The organism is Pseudomonas sp. ANT_H12B (assembly GCF_008369325.1).
GTDB lineage: Bacteria > Pseudomonadota > Gammaproteobacteria > Pseudomonadales > Pseudomonadaceae > Aquipseudomonas.
On sequence record NZ_VOBI01000022.1, the window covers coordinates 1 to 23,900 of the forward strand.

Genomic DNA, 23,900 nt, shown 5'->3' on the forward strand with positions numbered 1-23,900 from the left:
GTCAACTTGATGGTGACTGACACACCGCTATCGCGAGCAGGCTCACTCCTACAGGGGGATGTGTACGACTAATTCCCTTCGGTGTTCATCCGTTCTTTTATACAGACAACTTTTTGAGGTAAGCCCGGTGACCCAGCTGACATTGCTCTGCCTGCCCTATTCGGGCGCGAGTGCCATGGTCTATAGCCGCTGGCGGCGAAAATTGCCGGAGTGGCTCAAGCTGCAACCCGTGGAACTGCCGGGACGTGGCGCGCGGTTCGGCGAGCCGTTGCACACCGACATGCGGCGCCTGGCGCTGCAACTGGCCCACGAACAAAAAGCCACGCTCAAGGCGCCGTACGCGTTGTTCGGTCATAGCCTTGGCGCGTTGCTGGCCTGTGAAATGGCTCATGCGTTTCGCTCACTGGGTTGCCCGGAGCCGGTGGCGCTGTTCGCCTCGGGCACAGCCGCGCCGACGATGCGTGCCGACTACGACCGGGGTTTCGCCGAGCCAAAAACCGATGCCGAACTGATCGAACAATTGCGCACCCTCAATGGCACCAGCGAAGAGGTACTGGCCAACGAAGAGTTGATGAGCCTGACGCTGCCGGTCCTGCGGGCCGATTTTCTTCTGTGCGGGCGTTTCGAACCGCAGCAGCGGCCGTTGCTCAACTGCCCGGTGCATGTACTTGGCGGCAAGGCCGACCGCGCCACCACCGAGCAGTTGATCGGCTGGAGCAAGGAAACCCGCGGCAGTTTCTCGGTGGACATGCTGGCGGGCGGGCACTTCTTCATCCATGAGCACGAGGCCAAAGTGTTGCGGGTGATCAAGGATCAGCTGGAAGTTCACCATCGGCGGCACGCCATGGCCGCCAGCGCCTGACTCGATCCCAGAGGTCACTGAATCCCTGTGGGAGCGAGCCTGCTCGCGATAGCGGCGGCACATTCGATATGGATGTGACTGACAGACCTCTATCGCGAGCAGGCTCGCTCCCACATTGATTTTCGACACATTGACACTCCGCGTTCTACCTCCTTTCTGATACTTGTTCTCATTCGTTAATTTTTCCGGTCTGCATTCGTTTTATAGGGACGACGTGCCTTTGTGCTTCCCGCCTCTGATCCGGATGCTTAGAAATGAATGCTGAAGACTCCTTGAAACTTGCTCGTCGGTTTATCGGGTTGCCCCTGGAAAAGCGCCAGATGTTCCTTGCGGCCTTGCAAAAGGAAGGCGTTGATTTCGCCCGGTTCCCGATTCCTGCCGGTGTCGAAACCGAAGACCGCCAGGCATTGTCGTACGCCCAGCAGCGCATGTGGTTTCTCTGGCAGCTGGACCCGCAAAGCGGTGCGTACAACCTGCCGGGTGCGGTGCGTCTGACCGGGTGTTTGAACCTGCCAGCCTTGGAGCAAGCCTTCGCCAGCCTCGTGGCGCGTCATGAAACCCTGCGCACGGTGTTCCAGCGTCGGGCCTACGACACCTTGCTGCAAGTGCCGGCCAGCGCGCCGTTGGTGATCGATCAGGTGGACTTCAGCGCATTACCGGCCACGGAGCGCGAACGGGCAGTCGCCCAAGCGGCCGAGCAACAGTCCGTGCTGCCATTCGATCTATCCGTCGGCCCGCTGCTACGCGTCACCTTGCTCAAGCTCGCCGACGAAGAACACGTCCTGCTGCTGACCCTGCACCACATCGTTTCCGATGGCTGGTCGATGAATGTGCTGATCGACGAGTTCATCCGCTGCTACGACGCCTTTGAGGCGGGGGCACAACCACAACTCGCGCCGTTGCCGATCCAGTACAGCGACTACGCATTGTGGCAGCGTCGTTGGCTGGAGTCCGGCGAACAGGCGCGCCAACTCGACTACTGGCAGGCGCAACTGGGGAACGAGCACCCGGTGCTGGAACTGCCCACCGACCACCCACGCCCGGCGATGCCGAGCTATCGCGGCACCCGTTACGAATTCGCCGTCGACGGTCAATTGGCCGAGCAACTGCGGGCCACGGCGCAGAAACAAAACATCACCCTGTTCATGCTGTTGCTCGGCGCCTTCAACGCGCTGCTGCACCGTTACACCGGGCAGACCGACATTCGCGTCGGCGTGCCGATCGCCAACCGCAACCGCGTCGAGATCGAAGGGTTGATCGGTTTCTTCGTCAATACCCAAGTGCTGCGCACGAAGCTCGACGGCCAGACCCGCGTCGATGATTTGCTGCGCGCCATCAAGGAAACCGCCCTCGGTGCCCAGGCTCATCAAGATCTGCCATTCGAGCGCCTGGTCGAGGCGCTGAAACTGGAACGTAGCCTCAGCCACACGCCGCTGTTCCAGGTGATGTACAACCACCAGCCGCAAGTCGCGGACATTTCCACCGTCAGCACCGTATCCGGTCTGGCGCTGGGTGTGATCGAGTGGGAAGGGCGCATCACCCAGTTCGACCTGACCCTCGACACGTATGAGAAGGGCGGCAAGCTGCACGCCGCGCTGACCTACGCCAACGACCTGTTTGACGCCGCGACCATCGCACGCATGGCGCAGCACTGGACGCATTTGTTGCAGGGCATGGTCAGTGATTTGCAGCAGCGCATCAGTGATTTGCCATTGCTGGAAAGCGCCGAATACCAGCGCATCGTGCATGACTGGAACCGTGCTGACGAAAGCTTCCCGCAGGACCTGTGCATTCATGAGCTGATCAGCCAGCAAGTCGCCACGAACCCGACGGCATTGGCGCTGACCTTTGCCACGAAGCAGCTGACTTACGCCGAGCTCGACAATCAGGCCAATCGCCTGGCTAACAAGCTGATCGAACTGGGCGTTGGCCCGGAAATCCGGGTCGGCGTGGCGATGCAACGTTCCGACGACCTGTTGGTGGCGCTGCTGGCGGTGCTCAAGGCCGGTGGCGCTTATGTGCCGTTGGACCCGGATTACCCGGCCGAACGCGTTGCCTACATGCTTGAAGACAGCCGCGCTCTGGTGCTGCTGACCGAGCAATCTGTCGCCGCAACATTGACCGTCACCGCCGACACCCAAGTGTTGGTGATGGACAACATTTCGCTGGCCGCTTACCCAGTTAGCGCGCCGGTCACCCGCGTCACGCCGGATAACCTCGCCTACGTGATTTACACCTCCGGCTCCACCGGCAAGCCCAAAGGCGTGGCCATCGCGCACCGCAACGTGCTGGCGCTGATCGACTGGTCGAAATCGGTCTACAGCCGTGAAGACATCCAAGGTGTGCTGGCCTCGACGTCGGTCTGCTTCGACCTGTCGGTGTGGGAGCTGTTTGTCACCCTGGCCAACGGCGGCTCGGTGATCATCGCCCGCAATGCCCTGGAGTTACCGCAGCTACCGGCCCGGGATCAGGTGCGCCTGATCAACACCGTGCCGTCGGCGATCAATGCCTTGCAGCGCGACGGGCAGATCCCGCCGAGCGTGCGCATCATCAACCTCGCCGGCGAGCCGTTAAAGCAGAGCCTGGTGGACGCGTTGTATCAGCAGTCGACGGTCGAGCATGTCTACGATTTGTACGGCCCGTCGGAAGACACCACTTACTCAACCTGGACCCGCCGCGAGGCCGGTGGCCGCGCGAACATCGGTCGGCCACTCAAGCACACCGCCAGCTATTTGCTCGATGCTGACCTGCAACCGGTGCCGCAAGGCGTGTCTGCCGAGCTGTACCTGGCCGGCGCCGGCATCACGCGCGGGTACCTGGCGCGGCCGGATATGACCGCCGAAAAATATGTGCCGAACCCGTTCGCCAGCAACGGCGAACGCCTGTACCGAACCGGCGACCTGACCCGTTATCAGGCGGACGGCACGCTGCAATACGTCGGGCGCATCGACCATCAGGTCAAGGTCCGCGGCTTCCGCATTGAACTCGGTGAAATCGAAGCGCGGCTGTTGCAGCAGGATGCCGTGGGTGAATTGGCGGTGCTGGCGCAGGACGGATTCAATGGCCAACAACTGGTCGCTTATATCGTGCCAACCGATCCAGCGTTACTGGACGACATCGACGCTCAAGCAAACCAGCGTGAAACCTTGAAAGCGGCACTGCGTCAGCATCTGCCGGACTATATGGTCCCGGCGTTCCTGCTGTTCCTCGAACACCTGCCGCTGACCCCCAACGGCAAACTCGACCGCAAGGCCCTGCCTGCGGTGGACGGCTCCCAGCAACAACGCGAACACGTCGCGCCACGCAGCGCTTTGGAAAAGTCTCTCGCGGTCATTTGGCAGGACGTGTTGGCGATTGAAAACGTTGGTCTTGAAGACAACTTCTTCGAACTGGGCGGCGACTCGATCGTTGCCATGCAAGTGGTCAGCCGCGCGCGTCAGGCCGGGATCGTGTTGAGCCCCAAGGACCTGTTCCAGCACCAGACCATCCGCAGCCTGGCCCAAGCGGCTCGCAGCGGTGAGCAACCGTTGATCGAACAAGGTCCGGCGGTGGGCGCGGTGGCGTTGGCGCCGGTGCAACAGTGGTTCTTCCAGCAAGCCATTCCTGAGCGTCAGCACTGGAACCAGTCGTTGCTGCTGGTGCCGCGTGAGGCGTTGAACGTTGAGAAACTGGACCGCGCGTTTGAGCAATTGCTGACTCATCACGACAGTTTGCGCCTGCGTTATGAACAGACCTCTGAAGGTTGGCAGCAAGCCTACGCGGCGCCGACTACTGAATCGGTGTTGTGGCAGAGTCAGGCTCAATCAGTCGAAGAACTCAACGCCCTGTGCGACGAAGCCCAGCGCAGTCTCGATTTGCAACATGGCCCACTGATGCGCGCGTTGCTGGTGACGATGGCCGACGCAACTCAGCGTTTGCTGCTGGTCATTCATCACCTGGCGGTGGACGGTGTTTCCTGGCGCGTGCTGCTGGAAGATCTTCAGCAGTTCTACAGCGGCAGCGATGCTTCGATGGCGAAAACCAGCACCTATCGACGCTGGGTTGCACGCCTGCAAGATCATCTTCCAGCCTTTGAAAACAGCCTCGGTCACTGGCAAACCCAACTGCGCGACGCACCAAACGATCTGCCATGCGACCGCCCAACCGGCGCGCTGGAAAACCGCTTCGAACAAAAACTCGAACTCACATTCGACACCGAACAAACCCGCAAACTGCTGCAACAGGCCCCGGCGGCCTATCGCACCCAGGTCAACGACCTGCTGCTGACCGCCCTGGCGCGCTCGGTTTGCCGCTGGAGCGGGCAGGGCAGCACGCTGATCCAGCTTGAGGGCCATGGCCGCGAAGACCTGTTCGATGACATCGACCTGACCCGCACCGTCGGTTGGTTCACCAGCCTGTTCCCGGTCAATCTGATGCCGTCCAGCGATCTCGGCGCGTCGATCAAATCCATCAAAGAACAGCTGCGCGCCGTGCCGGACAAAGGCCTCGGCTACGGCGCTCTGCGCTACCTCGGCACCCCGGCGATTCGCGCTGAACTGGCGGCGTTGCCGCAACCACGCATCACCTTCAACTATCTTGGGCAGTTCGACCGTCAGTTCGATGACGCCGCGATGTTTGTCCCGTCTACTGAAGGCAACGGCATTGCGCAGGACCCCTCGGCCCCGCTGGGTAACTGGCTGACGGTCGAAGGTCGGGTCTACGGCGGTGAGTTGTCGCTGAGCTGGGGCTTCAGCCGTGAGATGTTTGAAGCCACGACCATCCAGTGTCTGGCGGACGATTACGCGCTGGAGCTCAATGCGTTGATCGAGCATTGCTGTGCGGTTGAGGCAACCCGAGCGACGCCGTCGGACTTCCCGCTGGCGCGCATCAGTCAGGCGCAACTCGACGAATTGCCAGTCGCGACGCTTGAAGACCTATATCCACTGTCGCCGATGCAGCAAGGCATGCTGTTCCACACCCTGTACGAACCTGAGGTCGGCGCCTACATCAGTCAGCTGCGCCTGGACATTCAAGGTCTTGACCCGAAGCGCTTCGCCGAGGCCTGGCAAACCGCGCTGGAACGTCACGACATTCTGCGCAGCAGCTTTCACTGGCAAGGCCTCGACACCGCGCACCAGACGATTGTCCGCAACGTCGCGTTGCCGCTTGAAGTGCTTGAAGAGACCGATACCGACGCGCTGGCCGATGCCGAACGCGCGCAAGGTTTCGAACTGGGTATCGCACCGATGTTCCGCTTGAAGCTCGTCCGCACGGGCACCAATGACTGGCACCTGATCTACACCAGCCACCACATTTTGATGGACGGCTGGAGCAACGCGCAGTTGCTCGCCGAAGTGATCCAGCATTACGCCGCCGGACAATCGCTGCCGGCACCGACCGGGCAATACCGCGATTATCTGGGCTGGTTACAGCAGCAATCGGCGGTCGCGGGCGAGCAGTTCTGGAAAGCGGCATTGGCACCGCTCGAAGCACCCACGTTGCTGGCCGAAGCCTTGCGTCCGCCGGTCGGCGCCGAGGGTAGTGAGGAGTACCGCGTAGCGCTCGACGCCTACGCAACCCAGCGTCTGGCCGAGTTCGCCCGTCAGCAGAAAGTCACCCTCAACACCTTGCTGCAAGCCGCCTGGAGTCTGCTGCTGCAACGCTACACCGGTCAGGATTGCGTGGTCTTCGGCGCCACGGTGGCCGGGCGTTCGGCGCCGCTGCCGGGAATCGAAGATCAGCTCGGCTTGTTCATCAACACGCTGCCGCTGGTGTGCGCAATGACGCCGGATCAAACCGTCCGCCAATGGCTGGGTGAGCTGCAAGGGCTGAACCTGGCGATGCGCGAGTTCGAGCACGTGCCGCTTTACGACATTCAGGGCTGGGCAGGGCAGCAGGGTTCGGCGCTGTTCGACAGCCTGCTGGTGTTCGAAAACTTCCCGGTGGCCGAAGCACTGAAACAGGGCGCGCCGGCCGGATTGTCGTTCGCCAACCTGCACAACCACGAACGCACGCACTATCCGCTGACTTTGGGCATCGAACTGGGCGAAGGTTTGAGACTGGACTTCAGCTACGACGCGGCGCGGTTCAGTGCCGCTCAGGTCGCTGAGTTGTCGGCCAATTTGCTGCATCTGCTGACGCAATTGGTTGCGCAACCGGACGCGGCACTCGGTGCGCTGGAACTGCTCGATGTCGCTGGCAAAAATGCAGTGCTCGCGATCAGTCAGCCGGTGACGGTTAAGTTATTCACAACGCTTTTGGTCCACGAACAAATCGCGGCTCAGGCCGTCGCGACCCCAGACGCGATGGCGTTGCAGGTCGACGGTCAATCCCTGAGCTACGGCCAATTGAACGCGCAGGCCAACCGACTGGCCCATCGCCTAATCGACAACGGCGCCGGCCCCGGCAAGCGTGTCGGCCTGGCGCTGAACCGTCGCCCGCAACTGATCGTCAGCCTGTTGGCGGTGCTCAAAAGCGGTGCGGCCTATGTGCCTCTGGACCCGAAATACCCGACTGAACGCCTGGCCTACATGATCGATGACAGCCGTCTCGACGTGCTGCTGTGCGAGTCCAGCTTGCTTGAAGATGTGTCAGGCGTGCGACGTCTCAGCCTCGAAGACAACGCCGGCTACTCCGACAGCAATCCGCCAAACCATGCGGTCGCCGAAGATCTGGCCTACATCATCTACACCTCCGGTTCCACCGGCCAACCCAAAGGCGTGGCCATCGCCCATGCCGCGCTGCGCGAGTTCTGCCAGACCGCCGCCGACTATTCGGTGTTGTCAGCGTCCGACCGCGTGTTGCAGTTTGCGACCTTCAGCTTCGATGGCTTCGTCGAGCAGTGCTTCCCGGCGCTGTGCGTTGGCGCTGCGTTGGTCATGCGCGGCGATGACGTGTGGGACGCGGGCCGACTCGCCGGCGAAATCGTCCAGCAGCGCGTGACCGTGGCGGACTTGACGGCGGCTTACTGGTACTTGCTGGCCCGTGAATGTGCGAGCGGTGTGGTGCGCAATCTCGGTGAGTTGCGTCAGGTTCACGTCGGCGGCGAAGCGATGTCGGTCGAGGGGCTGCGCCTGTGGCATCAGGCCGGTTTGAGCCACGTGCGTTTGCTCAACACCTACGGCCCGACCGAGGCGACGGTGGTGTCCAGCGTTCACGAGTGCCATCTCGAAGATGCCAGCGACGCGTTCGGCATCCCGATTGGTCGAGCCATCGCCGGTCGAGCACTGTATGTGCTGGACGCTGCCGGTCAGTTGTTGCCCAACGGTGGCGTCGGGGAACTGTGCATCGGCGCTCCGGCCAGCCTCGCTCAAAACTACTTCGATCGCCCGGCGCTGACTGCTGAACGTTTCCTGCCAGACCCGTTTGCCCGTGATCCGGGCGCGCGGCTGTACCGCAGCGGCGACCTGGCGCGCTACAACGCTGACGGGAATCTGGAATACGTCGGGCGCATCGACCATCAAGTGAAGATTCGTGGTTTGCGCATTGAAATGGGCGAGATCGAAGCCTGTTTGCAAGCCCGTGAGGAGGTGCGCGAAGCGGCGGTCATCGCTCAGGACGGCACGCAACTGGTGGCGTATGTCGTGGCCAGTGGCGCGGTGGGTTCTCAAGCTGACTATCTCGAAAACCTCAAAGCTGTTTTGCGTCAGTCTCTGCCGGAATACATGGTGCCGAACCACCTGATCCTGTTGGCCAAACTGCCGCTCAACAACAACGGCAAACTCGATCGCAGAGCCTTGCCGCGCGTTGAAGCAGGCGATGCACAACGCGATTTTGTGGCCCCGGCCGAAGGGCTTGAAGCGCAACTGGCGCTGATCTGGCAGGAGGTGTTGCAGTTCGAACGCGTGGGCCGTGACGACAACTTCTTCGAGCTGGGCGGGCACTCGTTGCTGGTGCTTCAGGTGATCTCTCGGGTGCGTCAGCAATTGCAGCTCGAACTGTCTGTGAGCAGCCTGTTCTCCGCCGCCAATCTGGCGGAATTTGCCGAGCGTGCCGCACTGGCGAACGCCAGCGGCCAACCGGCCCTGCAACGTGCAACGGTCGATCAGCCGCAGATCCTGTCGTACGCCCAACAGCGCCAATGGATTCTCTGGCAACTGGACCCACAAAGCTCGGCCTACAACATTCCTGCCGCACTGCGCCTCAAGGGTCCGCTGAATCGCGAAGCCTTGCGCGAAGCCTTCGCCCACTTGCAGGCCCGTCACCAAACCCTGCGCACAACCTTTGAGCAGGACGGCCAGCAGGCGCGTCCGGTGCTGCACGACAATCTGGCGCTGCAACTGGATGAACGCACACTCGATCAGTCGTCGATCGACACTGCCGTAGCCGAAGAAATCGCCCGGCCGTTCGACCTGCGCAACGGTCCGCTATGGCGCGTTTTGCTGCTGCAAGTGAACGCCAACGAACATGTGCTGGTGCTCACCGTGCACCACATCGCCGCGGATGGCTGGTCGATGCAAGTCATGGTCGATGAGTTCAGCGCGCTGTATCAGGCCGCCGTCGAAGGTCACGCCGCCAACCTCAACAACCTGCCGGTGAACTACAGCGACTACGCCCGTTGGCAGCGTGACTGGCTGGAGACCGGGGAGGGCGAACGCCAACTGGCGTGGTGGCGCGAGCAACTGGATGGCAGTCAGGCACCACTGGAATTGCCGAGCGAACTGAGCCGGCCGGCCCGTCGTACCGAGCGCGGCGCCAGTCTAGTGTTGAACGTTGACCGCGAATTGCTCGCCGGTTTGCGTCAACGTGCCCGGGAGCAGCAGGTGACCTTGTTCATGCTGTTGCTGGCGAGTTTCCAGACCTTGCTGCATCGCCAGAGCGGGCAGTCGAGCATCAGCGTTGGTGTGCCTAGCGCCGGGCGTTCGCGCCTGGAAACCGAAGGTCTGATCGGCTTCTTCATCAACACCCAGGTGCTGCGTGCCGAGATCGATGGGCAGCAGTCCTTCAGCACATTGTTGCAACAGGTCAAGCAGGTTGCATTGGGCGCTCAAGCCAATCAGGATTTGCCGTTCGAGCAGTTGGTCGACGCCTTGCAGCCGGACCGCAGCCTCAATCACAGCCCATTGTTCCAGGTGCTCTACAACCATCAGCAACAGTTGGGCGCGAGCGTTGAGCGTAGCGTCGCCGACTTGCAGGTCGAGCGTCTGCAATGGCAGCAACACACCACGCAATTCGATCTGGTGCTCGACACGCAAGAGCAGGGCGAAGAACTCGATGCCAGCCTGACCTACGCCCCTGACCTGTACGACGAGGCGTCGATGAACCGCCTAGCCGAGCAGTGGCTGAACCTGCTGCGAGCGGTGGTCGCGGATCCGCAGCAACGCGTTGCCGAACTGCCGTTGCTGCAAGCGCCGCAACGCGCTGCGCTGATCGAGCACTGGAACCCGACGTTCCAGGCGCAACTGCAGTCGCCAACCTTGCATCAAATGTTTGAAGTTCAAGCCGCCCAACGGCCGAACGCATTCGCGCTGGTCTACGAAGGCGAGCAACTGACCTACACCGCGCTCAACGCTCAGGCCAACCGACTGGCGCGCAAACTGCGTGAACAGGGCGTCGGCCCCGAGGTGCGCGTCGGCATCGCCACCGAGCGCGCAATGCCGCTGGTGGTTGGCTTGCTGGCGATTCTCAAGGCCGGTGGCGCCTATGTGCCGCTCGATCCGCAATACCCGGCCGAGCGCCTGAGCTACATGATCGAAGACAGCGGCATCACGTTGCTGCTGACCCAACAACACTTGATCGATGGCTTGCCGTCCTGCGACGGCGTGCAGGTACTGAGCCTGGAGTCGTTGCAACTGGAGGCCTTCGGCGACGACAACCTGCCAGCGCTGGCAACCCCGGACAACCTCGCCTACGTGATCTACACCTCCGGTTCCACAGGCCGGCCTAAAGGCGCATTGCTCAGCCATGGCAACGTTGGGCGTTTACTGACCGCCACCGCTGCCGAGTTCAACTTCGGCCCGGACGATGTCTGGACGCTGTTCCACTCCTACGCCTTCGACTTTTCGGTATGGGAGCTGTTCGGTTCGCTGTGCACCGGCGGGCGTCTGGTGATCGTGCCGTATTCAATCAGCCGCGATCCGCAAGCGTTCCATCGCTTGCTTTGTGATGAAGGTGTGACGGTGTTGAACCAGACGCCGACTGCGTTCCGCCAGTTGTTGCCGATTGCCTGCGCCAGCGAGCGAAACCTGGCGCTGCGTCAGGTGATTTTCGGCGGTGAAGCGTTGGAAGTCGCGAGCCTGCGTCCATGGTTCGAGCGCTTCGGCGACCAACAGCCAACCCTGGTCAACATGTATGGCATCACCGAAACCACGGTGCACGTGACCTACCGTGCGATCCGCCTGGTGGACCTCGACGGCAAGGCCCAAAGCCCGATTGGCCTGCCGATCCGCGACCTGCGCTGGTACTTGCTCGACAGCCAGTTGCAACCGGTGCCGGTGGGTGTGGCGGGCGAGTTGTACATTGCCGGCGCGGGTCTGGCGCGTGGTTATCACGGCCGTTTCGGCCTGACTGCCGAGCGCTTCGTGCCGAGCCCGTTCGATGCGTCGCAACGCCTTTATCGCAGTGGCGACTTGGCGCGTCAGCGTGCCGACGGCAGCATCGATTACCTCGGCCGGATCGACCAGCAAGTGAAGATCCGTGGCTTTCGCATCGAACTGGGTGAAATCGAAGCCGCGCTGCTGGCCCAACCGGGCGTGCGCCAAGCGGTGTTGAGCGTGCATACCGGCGACGGCGGCCCGCAACTGTGCGCCTACGTGGTGGCCGAGCAAACCCCGCATGACCCGATCGCCTGGCGCGACACCCTGCGCGCCGCGCTCAAGGTGGATCTGCCGGACTACATGGTGCCAAGCCACTGGCTGCTGCTCGACGCCTTGCCGCTGACCGGCAACGGCAAGCTCGACCGCAAGGCCTTGCCGGTACCCGACGCTCAGGAATGGCAGCGTCCGTTCGAAGCTCCTGAAGGCGACCTCGAACAGCAACTGGCCGCGATCTGGGCCAGCGTGCTGGGCGTGCCGCAGATCGGCCGGCTCGACAACTTCTTTGAACTGGGCGGGCATTCGTTGCTCGCCGCCCAGGCCAGTGCCCGCGCGGAGCTGGAACTGGGCATCGAGCTGCCGCTGCGCGCGCTGTTCGAATCCACCGACCTTCAGGCTTATGCCGCCATGGCCGGGCAACATGCCCCGGCTGACAACGATGCACGTCTTGATGCGCTTGAGTCGCTTCTCGACGAGATGGAGATCAACTGATGGAACACACCACTGCCCAGCGTATCGCCAGCCGCTTCGCCGGCCTGCCTGCCGACAAGCGCCGCGAGTTTCTGCAACGCATGCAAGAACAGGGCGTGAGCTTCGGGCAACTGCCGATTCCGCCCGCTGCCGAGCCGCAAGCGACGTTCGAACTGTCGTACGCGCAGCAGCGCCAATGGTTCCTCTGGCAGCTTGATCCGCAAAGCTCGGCGTACAACATTCCGGCCGCGCTGCGTCTGCACGGGCCGCTGAATGTCGCGGCGTTGCAGCAGAGTTTCGACGTGCTGCTGGAGCGGCATCAGAGTTTGCGCAGCCGTTTCGTCGAGGATGACGGTCAGGTGCTGCAGACACTGGCCGGGTTCACTTCGTTGCCGATCGAACAGATCGACCTGCGCGATAAACCTCAGGAACAGCGGCTCGATCTGGCCATGAAAGCGGTCGAGCAGGACATCGCCCGGCCATTCGATCTGCAGCACGGTCCATTGTTGCGGGTCAGCCTGTTGCAACTCGATGCCGAAGACCATGTGCTGTTGCTGACCTTGCACCACATCGTCACCGATGGCTGGTCGATGGGCGTGTTGGTCGAGGAGTTTTCCCGACTCTATGCCGCACATTGCCAAGGGCAGAACGCTGCGTTGGAAGCGTTGCCGATTCAGTATTCCGATTACGCCCTGTGGCAGCGCCGCTGGATGGAGGCGGGCGAACTGGAGCGTCAGCTCAACTGGTGGCGCGAGACCCTGGGCAGCGAACAACCGCTGCTCGAATTGCCGACTGATCGCCCACGCCCGGCACAACCGAGCCAGCGCGGTGCGCGTCTGGATTTTGCCCTCGATGCGACCTTGGCCAGCGGTTTGATGAGCCTGGCCAAACAGCGCGGCGTCACGCCGTTCATGCTGTTGTTGGCGAGTTTCCAGGCCTTGCTCTATCGCTACAGCGGCCAGCCCGACCTGCGCGTTGGCGTACCGATTGCCAACCGTAATCGCGCGGAAACCCGTGGCCTGATCGGCTTCTTCGTCAACACCCAGGTGATGCGTGCCGAGCTCGATGGACGTCTGCCGTTCAGCCAATTGCTCGACCAGACCCGCGCCGCTTCGCTGCATGCCCAGGATTATCAGGACTTGCCGTTCGAGCGCCTGGTGCAAGCCCTGCAAGGCGAACGCAGCCTCAGCCACAGCCCGCTGTTCCAGGTGATGTTCAACCACCAGCAAGCCAAACCCGCGGCGGTCAGCGGCTTGCTCGCCGGTCTGCGCGTCGAAGCGCTGAACGCCACGGCGCACACCACGCAATTCGATCTGCAACTGGACACTCAGGAAGAGGGCGACAAGCTGTTCGCCAGCCTGACGTACGCCACCGATCTGTTCGACGCCGAGCGCATCGAGCATCTGGCCCGTCACTGGCGCAATCTGTTGGCCGGAGTACTGGCGAACCCGCAATGCCCGCTCGCCGAGTTGCCGTTGCTGGAGGCCGACGAGCGTCTGCGCATTCTGGATGACCTCAACGACACCGCTCAGGCTTATCCGGGCGAAGTCTGTGTGCAGCGACATTTCGAAGCACGCGCGGCTGAAAATGGCGAGGCGACGGCGCTGGTGTTTCAGGGCCAGCGCCTGAGTTACGCCGAGCTGAACCTGCGCGCCAACCGTCTGGCCCATCACTTGCGCGCCCAGGGTGTCGGCCCGGAAATGCTGGTGGGCATTGCCTGCGACCGCTCGTTTGAAATGGTCGTCGGCCTGCTGGCGATTCTCAAGGCCGGCGGCGCCTATGTGCCGCTGGACCCGGAATACCCGATTGAGCGCCTGAGCTACATGATCGAAGACAGCGGCATTTCGCTGTTGCTGACTCAGGAACATCTGCTGGCGCACCTGCCGACCCCGGACAACGTGCGCACCTTGTGCCTGCACGCCGAGGCTGACTGGCTGAGCGACTTGCCGGGCACTGATCTTGCGAACCTTGCCGTCGCAGAAAACCTCGCCTACGTGATTTACACCTCGGGCTCCACCGGCAAACCCAAAGGAGCGGGCAACCGCCATGTGGCGCTGCATAACCGTCTGGAGTGGATGCAGGAAGCCTACAACCTGCTGCCGAGCGACCGCGTGCTGCAAAAAACGCCGTTCAGTTTTGACGTGTCGGTGTGGGAGTTTTTCTGGCCGTTGATGAAGGGCGCCACGCTGGTCATCGCCGCCCCCGGCGAGCACCGCGATCCGCAACGCCTTGCTGCGTTGATCGTCGAACAGGCGATCACCACGCTGCACTTTGTGCCGTCGATGCTCTCGGCGTTCATCGGTGCCGACGAGGCGCTGGCCTGCACCTCGCTGCAACGGATCATTTGCAGCGGTGAAGCGCTGCCGATGGAACTGCAACGCCAAACGCTGCGCAGCCTACCGCAAACCAATCTTTACAACCTGTATGGCCCGACCGAAGCGGCCATCGACGTGACTCACTGGACCTGCGTGGAAGAGGGCCGCGACAGCGTGCCGATCGGCCGCCCCATCGCCAACCTGCGCACCTGCATCCTCGACAGCGAACTGCAACCGTTGCCGCTGGGCGCGGTGGGCGAGTTGTACCTGGGCGGCGTCGGTCTGGCTCGCGGTTATCACCGCCGTGGCGCGCTGACTGCCGAGCGTTTCGTGGTCGACCCGTTTGGCAGCGGCGAGCGCCTGTATCGCACCGGTGACCTGGCGCGCTATCGCGCTGACGGCGCCATCGCCTACTGCGGCCGTATCGACCACCAAGTGAAGATTCGCGGTTTGCGCATCGAACTGGGCGAAATCGAAGCGCGCCTGCAAGAACATGCCGATGTGCAGGAAGCCGTAGTGCTGGCTCTCGATGGCCCGAGCGGCAAGCAACTGGTCGCGTACCTGGTGCCGCAGAATCGCGCACTGCTGGACGCCGATGCCGAGCAGCAAGGCGCATGGCGCGAAACCCTGAAAAGCCATTTGCTGGCGAGCCTGCCGGACTACATGGTGCCGGCGCAGACCGTGCTGATCGAACAAATGCCCCTGAGCCCCAACGGCAAACTCGACCGCAAACGCCTGCCGGCGCCGACCGCACAGGTCAGCCAGCGCGCTTTCGAAGCGCCACGCAGCGAACACGAACAGGTGCTGGCGCAGATCTGGCAGGACGTGTTGGGCGTGGAACAGGTCGGGCGTCAGGACAACTTCTTCGAACTGGGCGGCGACTCGATCATTTCGATTCAAGTGGTCAGCCGTGCCCGCCGTGCCGGCCTGAACCTGCAACCGCGCGACCTGTTCCAGCAGCAGACGTTGCAAGCGCTGGCCGCCGTGGTCAAAGAACAGGCGGCACCGCTGGCGCAACAAGGGCCGGTGGACGGTGTGCAAACACTGACGCCGATCCAGCGTTGGTTCTTCGACGAGCCAATCCCGCAACGCGCGCACTGGAACCAGGCGGTGCTGTTGGTGCCGCGTGAAACCCTCGAATTGCCGCGCCTGCAAGCCGCGCTGCAACGCCTGCTCAAGCAACATGATGCGCTGCGCTTGCGCTTCAGTCAGGTCGACGGCCAATGGTCGGCGCGTTATGTCGGGGCCGACAGCTGCGATGTGATCGACATGCTCTGGACCGCTCGCGTGGCCAGTGACGCGTCGCTGGAATCGGTGTGCGATGAAGCGCAACGCAGCCTCAGCCTGCAAGACGGTCCGCTGCTGCGCGTGGCGTTGATCGCCCAGGCCGATGGCTCGCAGCGGTTGCTGTTGGTCATTCACCATTTGGCGGTGGACGGTGTGTCCTGGCGGGTGTTGCTGGAAGATTTGCAGGCCGCTTACCAAGGGCAAGAGCTGCCGCCGAAGACCAGCGCCTTCCAGGCCTGGGCCGACAAACTCGATGCCTATGCACATTCCGAAACCGCTGCCGGAGAACTGAACTGGTGGCAGGCGCAACTGAGCGTCGCCAATGATTCGCTGCCAGCCGCCAACGCTCAAGCCAGTCAGGCCGGGCATTTGCGCCAAGGCGTCAGCATCGGCTTGGACCGCGAGCAGACTCGCCAATTACTGCAACAGGCTCCGGCGATCTACGGCACGCAAGTCAACGACCTGCTGCTGACCGCACTGGCCCGCACCCTCAGCCGTTGGACCGACCACGAATCGGCGCTGATTCAGCTCGAAGGCCACGGCCGCGAAGAGTTGTTCGACGACATCGACCTGACCCGCACCGTCGGCTGGTTCTCCAGCCTGTTCCCGGTGCGCCTGACGCCGACCTCTGACCTTTCAGGTTCGATCAAGGCGATCAAGCAGCAACTGCGCGAAATTCCCGGCAAAGGCATGGGCTACGGCCTGTTGCGTTACATGGGCGATGCCGCGAGCCAAGCGGCGTTGGCCGCGCTGCCGCAAGCACGCGTGACCTTCAACTACCTCGGCCAGTTCGACCAGAGCTTCGCCGAGGATGCACTGTTCACTCCGGCCCGCGAATCCAGCGGCGCCGCGCAATCGGCGGACGCACCGTTGCCGAACTGGTTGTCGGTGGATGGTCAGGTGTATGGCGGCGAACTGAAACTCGACTGGACCTTCAGCCGCGAATGCTTCGACCTGCGCGAGATCGAAGCGCTGGCGGCGGATTTCCGCAGTGAGTTGCTGGCCCTGATCGCTCATTGCCTAAGCGATGGCGCGGGCGGCGTGACCCCGGCGGACTTCCCGTTGGCGCGTCTGACCCAGGCGCAACTCGATGGCCTGCCGGTGCCACCGGCGCAGATCGAGGACCTGTATCCGCTATCGCCGATGCAGGCCGGTTTGCTGTTCCACAGCTTGTACGAGTCGGCGTCCGGCGCCTACGTGAACCAGCTCAGCGTCGAAGCCCGTGGGCTTGATGCCGAACGGCTGGGCCGCGCCTGGCAAGCGGTGCTCGACACTCATCCGATCCTGCGCAGCAGCTTCCACTTCCCCGATGGTTTCGAAGCGCCGGTGCAGTTGGTGCATCGTCATCTGCAATTACCGATGACATGCCTCGACTGGCGCAACCGCAGCGATCAGGCTGAAGCGTTGGTGCAACTGATCGACAGCGAACGCTTGCAACTCGATTCGACTCGCGCGCCGTTGATGCGTTTGACCCTGGTGCGACTCGACGATGAGCGTCAGCAACTGATCTACACCCACCATCACTTGTTGCTCGATGGCTGGAGTAATTCGCTGCTGTTAAGCGAAGTCCTGCAGCGCTATGCGGGGCAAGACGTGCAGGCACCGACCGGGCGTTTCGCCGATTACATCGGCTGGCTGCAACGTCAGGATGCGCAGGCTGACGAACTGTTCTGGCGCGAGCAACTGGCGACCCTCGATAACCCGACCCTGTTGGCGCAGAGCCTGGCCCACGGCGACAGTAAAAACCTGTCGACGGCGGAATTTGCCGACCATCGCCAGACCTTCGATGTCGCCACCAGCCAACGCTTCAGTGAGTTTGCCCGTCAGCAAAAAGTCACCCTCAACACCTTGGTCCAAGGTGCATGGGCCTTATTGCTGCAACGCTACAGCGGTCAACGCAGCGTCGCCTTCGGCGCGACCGTCGCAGGGCGGCCGGTGGACTTGCCGGGTGCTGAAAGCCAACTCGGCCTGTTCATCAACACCTTGCCGGTGATCAGCTCGCCGGACGCGGTTGAAAGCGTCGGTCAATGGCTGAGCCGTTTGCAGGCGCAGAACCTGGAACTGCGTGAGCATGAATTCACCGCGTTGGGCGACATTCAGCGCTGGGCCGGGCGTGCCGGCGAACCGCTGTTCGACAGCCTGCTGGTGTTCGAAAACTTCCCGGTGGCCGAAGCACTGCAACAAGGTGCGCCGGCCGGGTTGAGCTTCTCTATCCCGCAGAACCACGAACGCACCAACTTCCCGCTGACGCTGGCGGCCACTGCCGAAAGCCAGCTCAGCCTGAACTGGAGCTACCAGTGCGCCCACTTCAGCGCCGAGGCGATTGCCCGCATGAGCGAGCATCTGGCTGCGTTGCTGGCAGCGATGGTCGCCGCGCCACAGGCTGCATTGAGTGAACTGGACCTGCTGACCGCGCCGGAACGCGCGCAACAATTGGTCGAGTGGAACCCCGCATTCACCGCGACGGAAAACCCGCTCTGCGTGCATCAGTTGATCGAGGCCCAGGCCGTTGTCCGTCCAGACGCCACGGCGCTGATCTTCAACGATCTGGAATTGAGCTTCGACCAGGTCAACCGCCGCGCCAACCAATTGGCCCATCGCTTGCGCGAGCTGGGTATCGGCCCGGAAGTGCGGGTCGGCCTCGCGATGCAGCGTTCGCCGGAAATGATCATCGGCCTGCTGGCGATCCTCAAGGCCGGCGGCGCCTACGTACCGCTGGACCCGGCGTACCCGGCCGAACGCCTGCGCTATCTGATGGACGACAGCGGCATTTCGCTGCTGATCAGCCAATCGTGGCTGCGGGAAAAACTGCCCTTGCCGGAAGGATTGTCGGTCCTGGAGATCGACCGTGAACCGCTGGAACAAATGTCGGAAACCAATCCGGTCAACCTCACTTGCGGTGAAAACCTCGCGTACCTGATTTACACCTCAGGCTCTACCGGACGACCGAAAGGCGTCAGCGTGGCCCACGGTCCGCTGGCCATGCATTGCCTGTCGATCGGCGAGTTGTACGGCATGACGCCGGACGATCGCGAACTGCAATTTGCTTCGATCAGCTTCGACGGCGCCCACGAACGCTGGCTGACGCCGCTGGTGTTCGGTTCGGCGGTGATGCCCCGCGACGACGAGTTGTGGAGCGTGGAGCGCACCTGCTTTGAGATCGAAAAGCACGGCATCACCATCGCCTGTTTCACCCCGACCTATCTGTCGCAAATCGCCGATTTCATGGGCGAAGCGGGGCGTGATCTGCCGATCCGTTCCTACACCCCGTGCGGTGAAGGCATGGCCAAACATGCGTTCGACGAGGTCCAGCAGGTGCTGCAACCCAAGCGCCTGATCAACGGCTACGGCCCGACCGAAACGGTGATCACGCCGCTGATCTGGCTGGCGTACCCGGATACCGAATTCGACTCGGCGTTCATGCCGATCGGCCGGCCGGTCGGCAACCGCAGCGCCTACATTCTGGACGGCGGCTTGCAGCCGTTGCCGGTTGGCGTGGCGGGCGAGTTGTACCTGGGCGGCGAGGGTGTCGCGCGGGGTTATCACCAACGTCCGGACCTGACCGCTGAACGCTTTGTGCCGGACCCGTTCGTGCCGGGTGCGCGTTTGTATCGCAGCGGCGACCTCGCGCGGTTTCGTGCCGATGGCGTCGTTGAATACCTCGGCCGGATTGACCAGCAAGTGAAGATTCGCGGTTTCCGTATCGAACTCGGTGAAATCGAAGCCTGCTTGCTGGAACACGAAGGCGTGCGTGAAGCCTTCGTGATCGATCGCGAAGGCCCGGTCAGTCGCCAGTTGGTTGGCTACGTGGTGCCACGCGATCCGCTCGCTGATGAGCACGATTTGCGTGAAGCGCTGACGCTGCACCTGCGCAGCCGTCTGCCGGCGCACATGCTGCCGGCGCATTTGATGTGCCTGGCCGCGTTGCCGCTGACGCCGAACGGCAAGCTTGATCGCCAAGGCCTGCCGGCGCCTGAAGCCACCCGGCAGAACCACGATCAAGTCGCCGCCGCATCGCCGGCCGAAGCGTTGCTGGTGGAGATCTGGCAAGAGCTGTTGGGGCTGGAGTCGGTGGGTGTCACCGAGAACTTCTTTGAGCTGGGCGGTGACTCGATCATCTCGCTGCAAGCGGTGAGTCGTGCCGGGCAGCGCGGGCTGGTGTTCAGTCCGAAGCAACTGTTCGAGCAGCAGACCATTCGGGCACTCGCTGCGGTGGCGACCAGTCGTGAAGCGGCGTTGGTTGAAGCGCCGAAAGTCCCTGCTTTTACGCTGGTGCCGCACATAGACATGGCTGCCCGTGAAGGGCTGCAAGACTTGTATCCGCTGTCGCCGATGCAGCAAGGCATGCTCTTCCATTGCCTCGACTCGCCGGAGCTGAACCCCTACGTCAACCAGTTGAACGTGGCGGTCGACGGTTTGCAGGTGCCACGTTTCCGTGCCGCTTGGCAAACGCTGGTCGAACGTCATGAAGTGCTGCGCGCGGCATTCCGCTGGCGCGATGGCTTGGCCGATCCGCTGCAAGCGGTGTTCGCCGATGTCGAGTTGCCAATCGAGGAACTCGACTGGCGTGACCGCACCGACACCGAACAGGCGTTGAGCAAACTGGCGGCTGCGGAACAGGCCAAAGGCTTCGACCTGAGCTGCCCGCCGTTGATGCGTTTCATCCTGGTGCGCCTGGGTCATGACCGTTACCAGATGATCTGGATCTACCATCACCTGTTGCTGGACGGTTGGAGTGCCTCGCGCCTGTTGGGCGACATGTTGCGCCTGTACCACAACGACACTTTGCCGACCCTGATGACTGGCCGTTACGCGGACTACATTGCCTGGCTGCAACGTCAAGATGACGCACAGGCCGAAGGGTTCTGGCGCGAGCGGCTGGCATTGCTCGAAGAGCCGACCATTCTGGCCAAGGCTTGCGGTGCGACAGGCTCCGGCCACGGTGTGATGTACAGCAACCTCGACGCCGAGGCGACGCGCAAACTGCACAGCTTCGCCAAGCGTCAGCGCGTGACCCTCAACACACTGGTGCAAGGCGCGTGGCTGTTGCTGCTGCAACGCCACAGCGGTCAGCGCAGTGTCGCGTTCGGTGCCACGGTGGCGGGGCGTCCGACCGGGTTGGCCGGGGCGCAGGACATGCTCGGGCTGTTCATCAACACCTTGCCGGTGATCCAAACCCTCGATCCGCAACAGCCGTTGGGCGAGTGGCTGCGTGACTTGCAGGATTACAACCTGATGGTCCGCGACTACGAACACACGCCGTTGTCGGACATCCAGCGCTGGGCCGGGCAGGGTGGCCAAGGTTTGTTCGACAGCATCATCGTGTTCGAAAACCATCCGGTGGACCGCGCCTTGAAAGGGGGCGAAGAAGGTGAATTGCGCTTTGCCGAAGTCGGCAGCGGCGGGGTCACCAACTTCCCGATGGACTTGATGGTGAGTGCCAACGAAGAAGGCCTGGAAGTCGAATACCTGTTCCTGCGTGATCGCTTCAGTGAAGTGGAAGTAGAGCGGATTCGTGCACAGCTCGAAGGTTTGCTGCGCGCGTTGCCGGAGGGCGCCACGCGTCTGCTCGGCAACATTGGCTTGCCTGAGGCGCTGATCAGCCTGCCGCAAGCTTCTGAAGACAACGCCGACTTACTGCACGCGTTCAATCAGCAAGTGCGCACTCAACCGCAGAAAATCGCCTTGATCTGCGAGGATCGGGAAGTCAGTTATGCACAGCTTGAGGCTCAGGCCAATGGGTTGGCGCAGCAACTGATCGGTCGCGGCATCGGGCCGGAAAGTCTGGTGGCGGTGGCGTTGCCGCGTTCCGAGCGCACGATTGTCGCGTTCCTCGCGGTGCTGAAAGCAGGGGCGGCTTATCTGCCGCTGGACCTGGCATACCCGGCCGAGCGACTGGCTTATATGTTGAGCGATTCGGCGGCCAGCCTGTTGCTTTGCGACAGTGATCTGGGGGAGCGACTGGCCTTGGCGGACAGCCCGCCACGTCTGCTGCTCGATCAGATATCCGTTGCTGGCAATACCGAGTGTCCGGTTGCCAATCCGTTGCCGGGGCATCTGGCGTACCTGATTTACACCTCCGGTTCCACCGGCCAACCGAAAGGCGTGGCCGTGGCGCGTGGGCCGATTGCCCGGCATTGCCGCGGCATCATTGAGCTCTACGAACTGGCACCGCGCAGCCGCGAGTTGCACTTCATGTCGTTCGCCTTCGACGGTGCTCAGGAGCGTTGGCTGAGTGTGCTGTTGGCCGGTGGCAGCCTGGTGATCCGCGATGACAGTTTGTGGACCCCTGAACAAACCCTGGAAGTGCTGCATCGTCACTCCGTGACCGTGGCCTGCTTCCCGCCGGCCTACCTGCAACAGATGGCCGAGGTGGCTGAACGCTTGGGCAATCCACCGGCGGTCGAGGTGTATTGCTTTGGCGGTGATGCGGTGCCGGAGGCCAGTTTCGAGCAGGTCAAACGCGCTCTGCGTCCGCAACGACTGGTCAACGGTTATGGCCCGACCGAAACCGTGGTCACGCCGCTGCTGTGGCGTGCTGAGGTCAGCGAAACCTGCGACGCGGCGTATGCGCCGATTGGTCGTGGTGTGGCCGGGCGTGGCTTATACGTGCTGGACGCCGACCTCAATCCGTTGCCGGTCGGTGTCAGCGGCGAGTTGTATTTGGGCGGCGAATGCCTGGCCCGCGGTTATCACCAGCGTCCCGGCATGAGTGCCGAGCGCTTCATCCCCGATCCGTTCGAGGCCGGTGGCCGCATGTACCGCACCGGCGACCTGGTGCGCCAGCGTGAATGCGGGTTGATCGACTATCTGGGACGTCTTGACCAGCAAGTGAAAATCCGTGGTTTCCGCATCGAACTGGGCGAAATCGAAGCCCGTCTGCGCGACTGCGCCGGGGTGCAGGATGCCGCCGTGGTGGTGCACGACACGCCGACTGGCAAACAATTGGTCGGTTATGTGGTGGCGGCCGGTGCTGTTGGGCTGGATCGTCGCTTGAAGTCTGAACTGCAAGCGCAACTGCCGGATTACATGGTGCCGGCGCGAATCCTGGTGCTGGAGCGTTTCCCGCTGTCGGCCAACGGCAAGCTTGATCGTCGCGCGCTGCCTACGCCTGAATGGGCGCTCGGTGGATATCGCGCACCGCGCAACGATCTGGAAGCGGCGCTGACGGCAATCTGGCAAGAAGTGCTCGGCGTGCCGCAAGTGGGCATCGACGATAACTTCTTCGAACTGGGCGGCGACTCGTTGCAGGTGCTGAAAGTCATCTCGCGAGTGCGCAATCAGCCGCAACTGGGCTTCGAATTGAAACTGCGGGACCTGATGCAGAAACCGTGTATCGCCGAACTCAGTGGTTATCAGGTTGTGGAGCAGGCGTCTGCGCCTGATCCGTTGCTGGCGCTGAATGCGCGGACTCCAAACGTGCCGGCGCTGTTCTGCTTGCACGCCGGTTTCGGCACGGTGTTCGACTACGAACCGCTGGCCCGTCGACTGGAAGGACGGCGCACGGTGTATGGCCTGCAATGTCGCATGTTGCTCGATCCGCACTGGCAGGACGAGTCGCTGCTGGCGATGGCCAAGGCGTATACGCAACGGATTCGCGCGCAGCAGCCTGAAGGTCCGTATTACTTGCTGGGTTGGTCATTGGGCGGCGCATTAACGCAACTGGTCGCCCATGAACTGGAAACCCAGGGCGAGACCGTCGCGTTTGCCGGGTTGGTCGATAGCTATGTGGCCGGCACTGCAGAAGCAGGGGCCTGGCGCGAGGACCTGGGCGACTTCCTGAAATTTGTGCTCGGCGTGCCAGCCGAAGAGGCTCAGGCGCTGATCGCACTGAAAGCCGCTGACCTGAATGAGCGTGAGGGTGCCATGGCGGTGATCGAGGCGGCCATGCACGGTTCCAATGAGCAAGCCGCGTTGGGCGCGGGGGAACTCACGCAGATCTTCGCCACCGGCTCACGCCTCAAGCAATTGGCCCTGGCGCATCGGCAACTGCCGGCGATTCAGATTAAGGCGCATCGCTGGTGGGTGGTCGAACGCGACGATGAACGTCGGGTGTTCGAGGCCCAGGTCGGTAGCCATGGCGTTGATCGCTTGTTGGCGGGCGGGCATTACGAGTTGCTGCGCGGTGACGAGTTGCTCGACGAGCTTGAATACCTGTTGGAACGCCGGCCGGTTATCGCCTAACCCCTGTGGGAACGAGCCTGCTCGCGAAGAGGGAGTGTCAGACGGCGTTCA

The 23,900-nt window shown here is 62.6% G+C and carries 3 protein-coding genes; all 3 read left to right on the forward strand.

Annotation, left to right across the window (positions count from 1 at the left end; genetic code table 11):
* Nucleotides 1-127 precede the first annotated feature (127 nt).
* Nucleotides 128-862: a thioesterase II family protein gene (locus FQ185_RS25865; protein WP_149419923.1), complete on the forward strand. Its 735-nt coding sequence runs from the start codon at nt 128-130 to the stop codon at nt 860-862.
* A gap of 254 nt (nt 863-1,116) precedes the next feature.
* On the forward strand, nt 1,117-12,084 hold the full coding sequence (locus tag FQ185_RS25870; protein WP_149419924.1) for a non-ribosomal peptide synthetase: 10,968 nt from the start codon (nt 1,117-1,119) through the stop codon (nt 12,082-12,084).
* Nucleotides 12,084-23,849, forward strand: a complete 11,766-nt coding sequence (locus FQ185_RS25875) for a non-ribosomal peptide synthase/polyketide synthase (protein WP_149419925.1) — start codon at nt 12,084-12,086, stop codon at nt 23,847-23,849. Before FQ185_RS25870 ends, FQ185_RS25875 begins: the two co-directional genes overlap by 1 nt.
* Nucleotides 23,850-23,900: the final 51 nt, after the last annotated feature.

Bases quoted from the DNA above. Each gene is read 5' to 3' on its own strand.
- FQ185_RS25870 (WP_149419924.1), top strand. From the start codon at position 1,117: ATGAATGCTGAAGACTCCTTGAAACTTGCTCGTCGGTTTATCGGGTTG.
- FQ185_RS25875 (WP_149419925.1), top strand. From the start codon at position 12,084: ATGGAACACACCACTGCCCAGCGTATCGCCAGCCGCTTCGCCGGCCTG.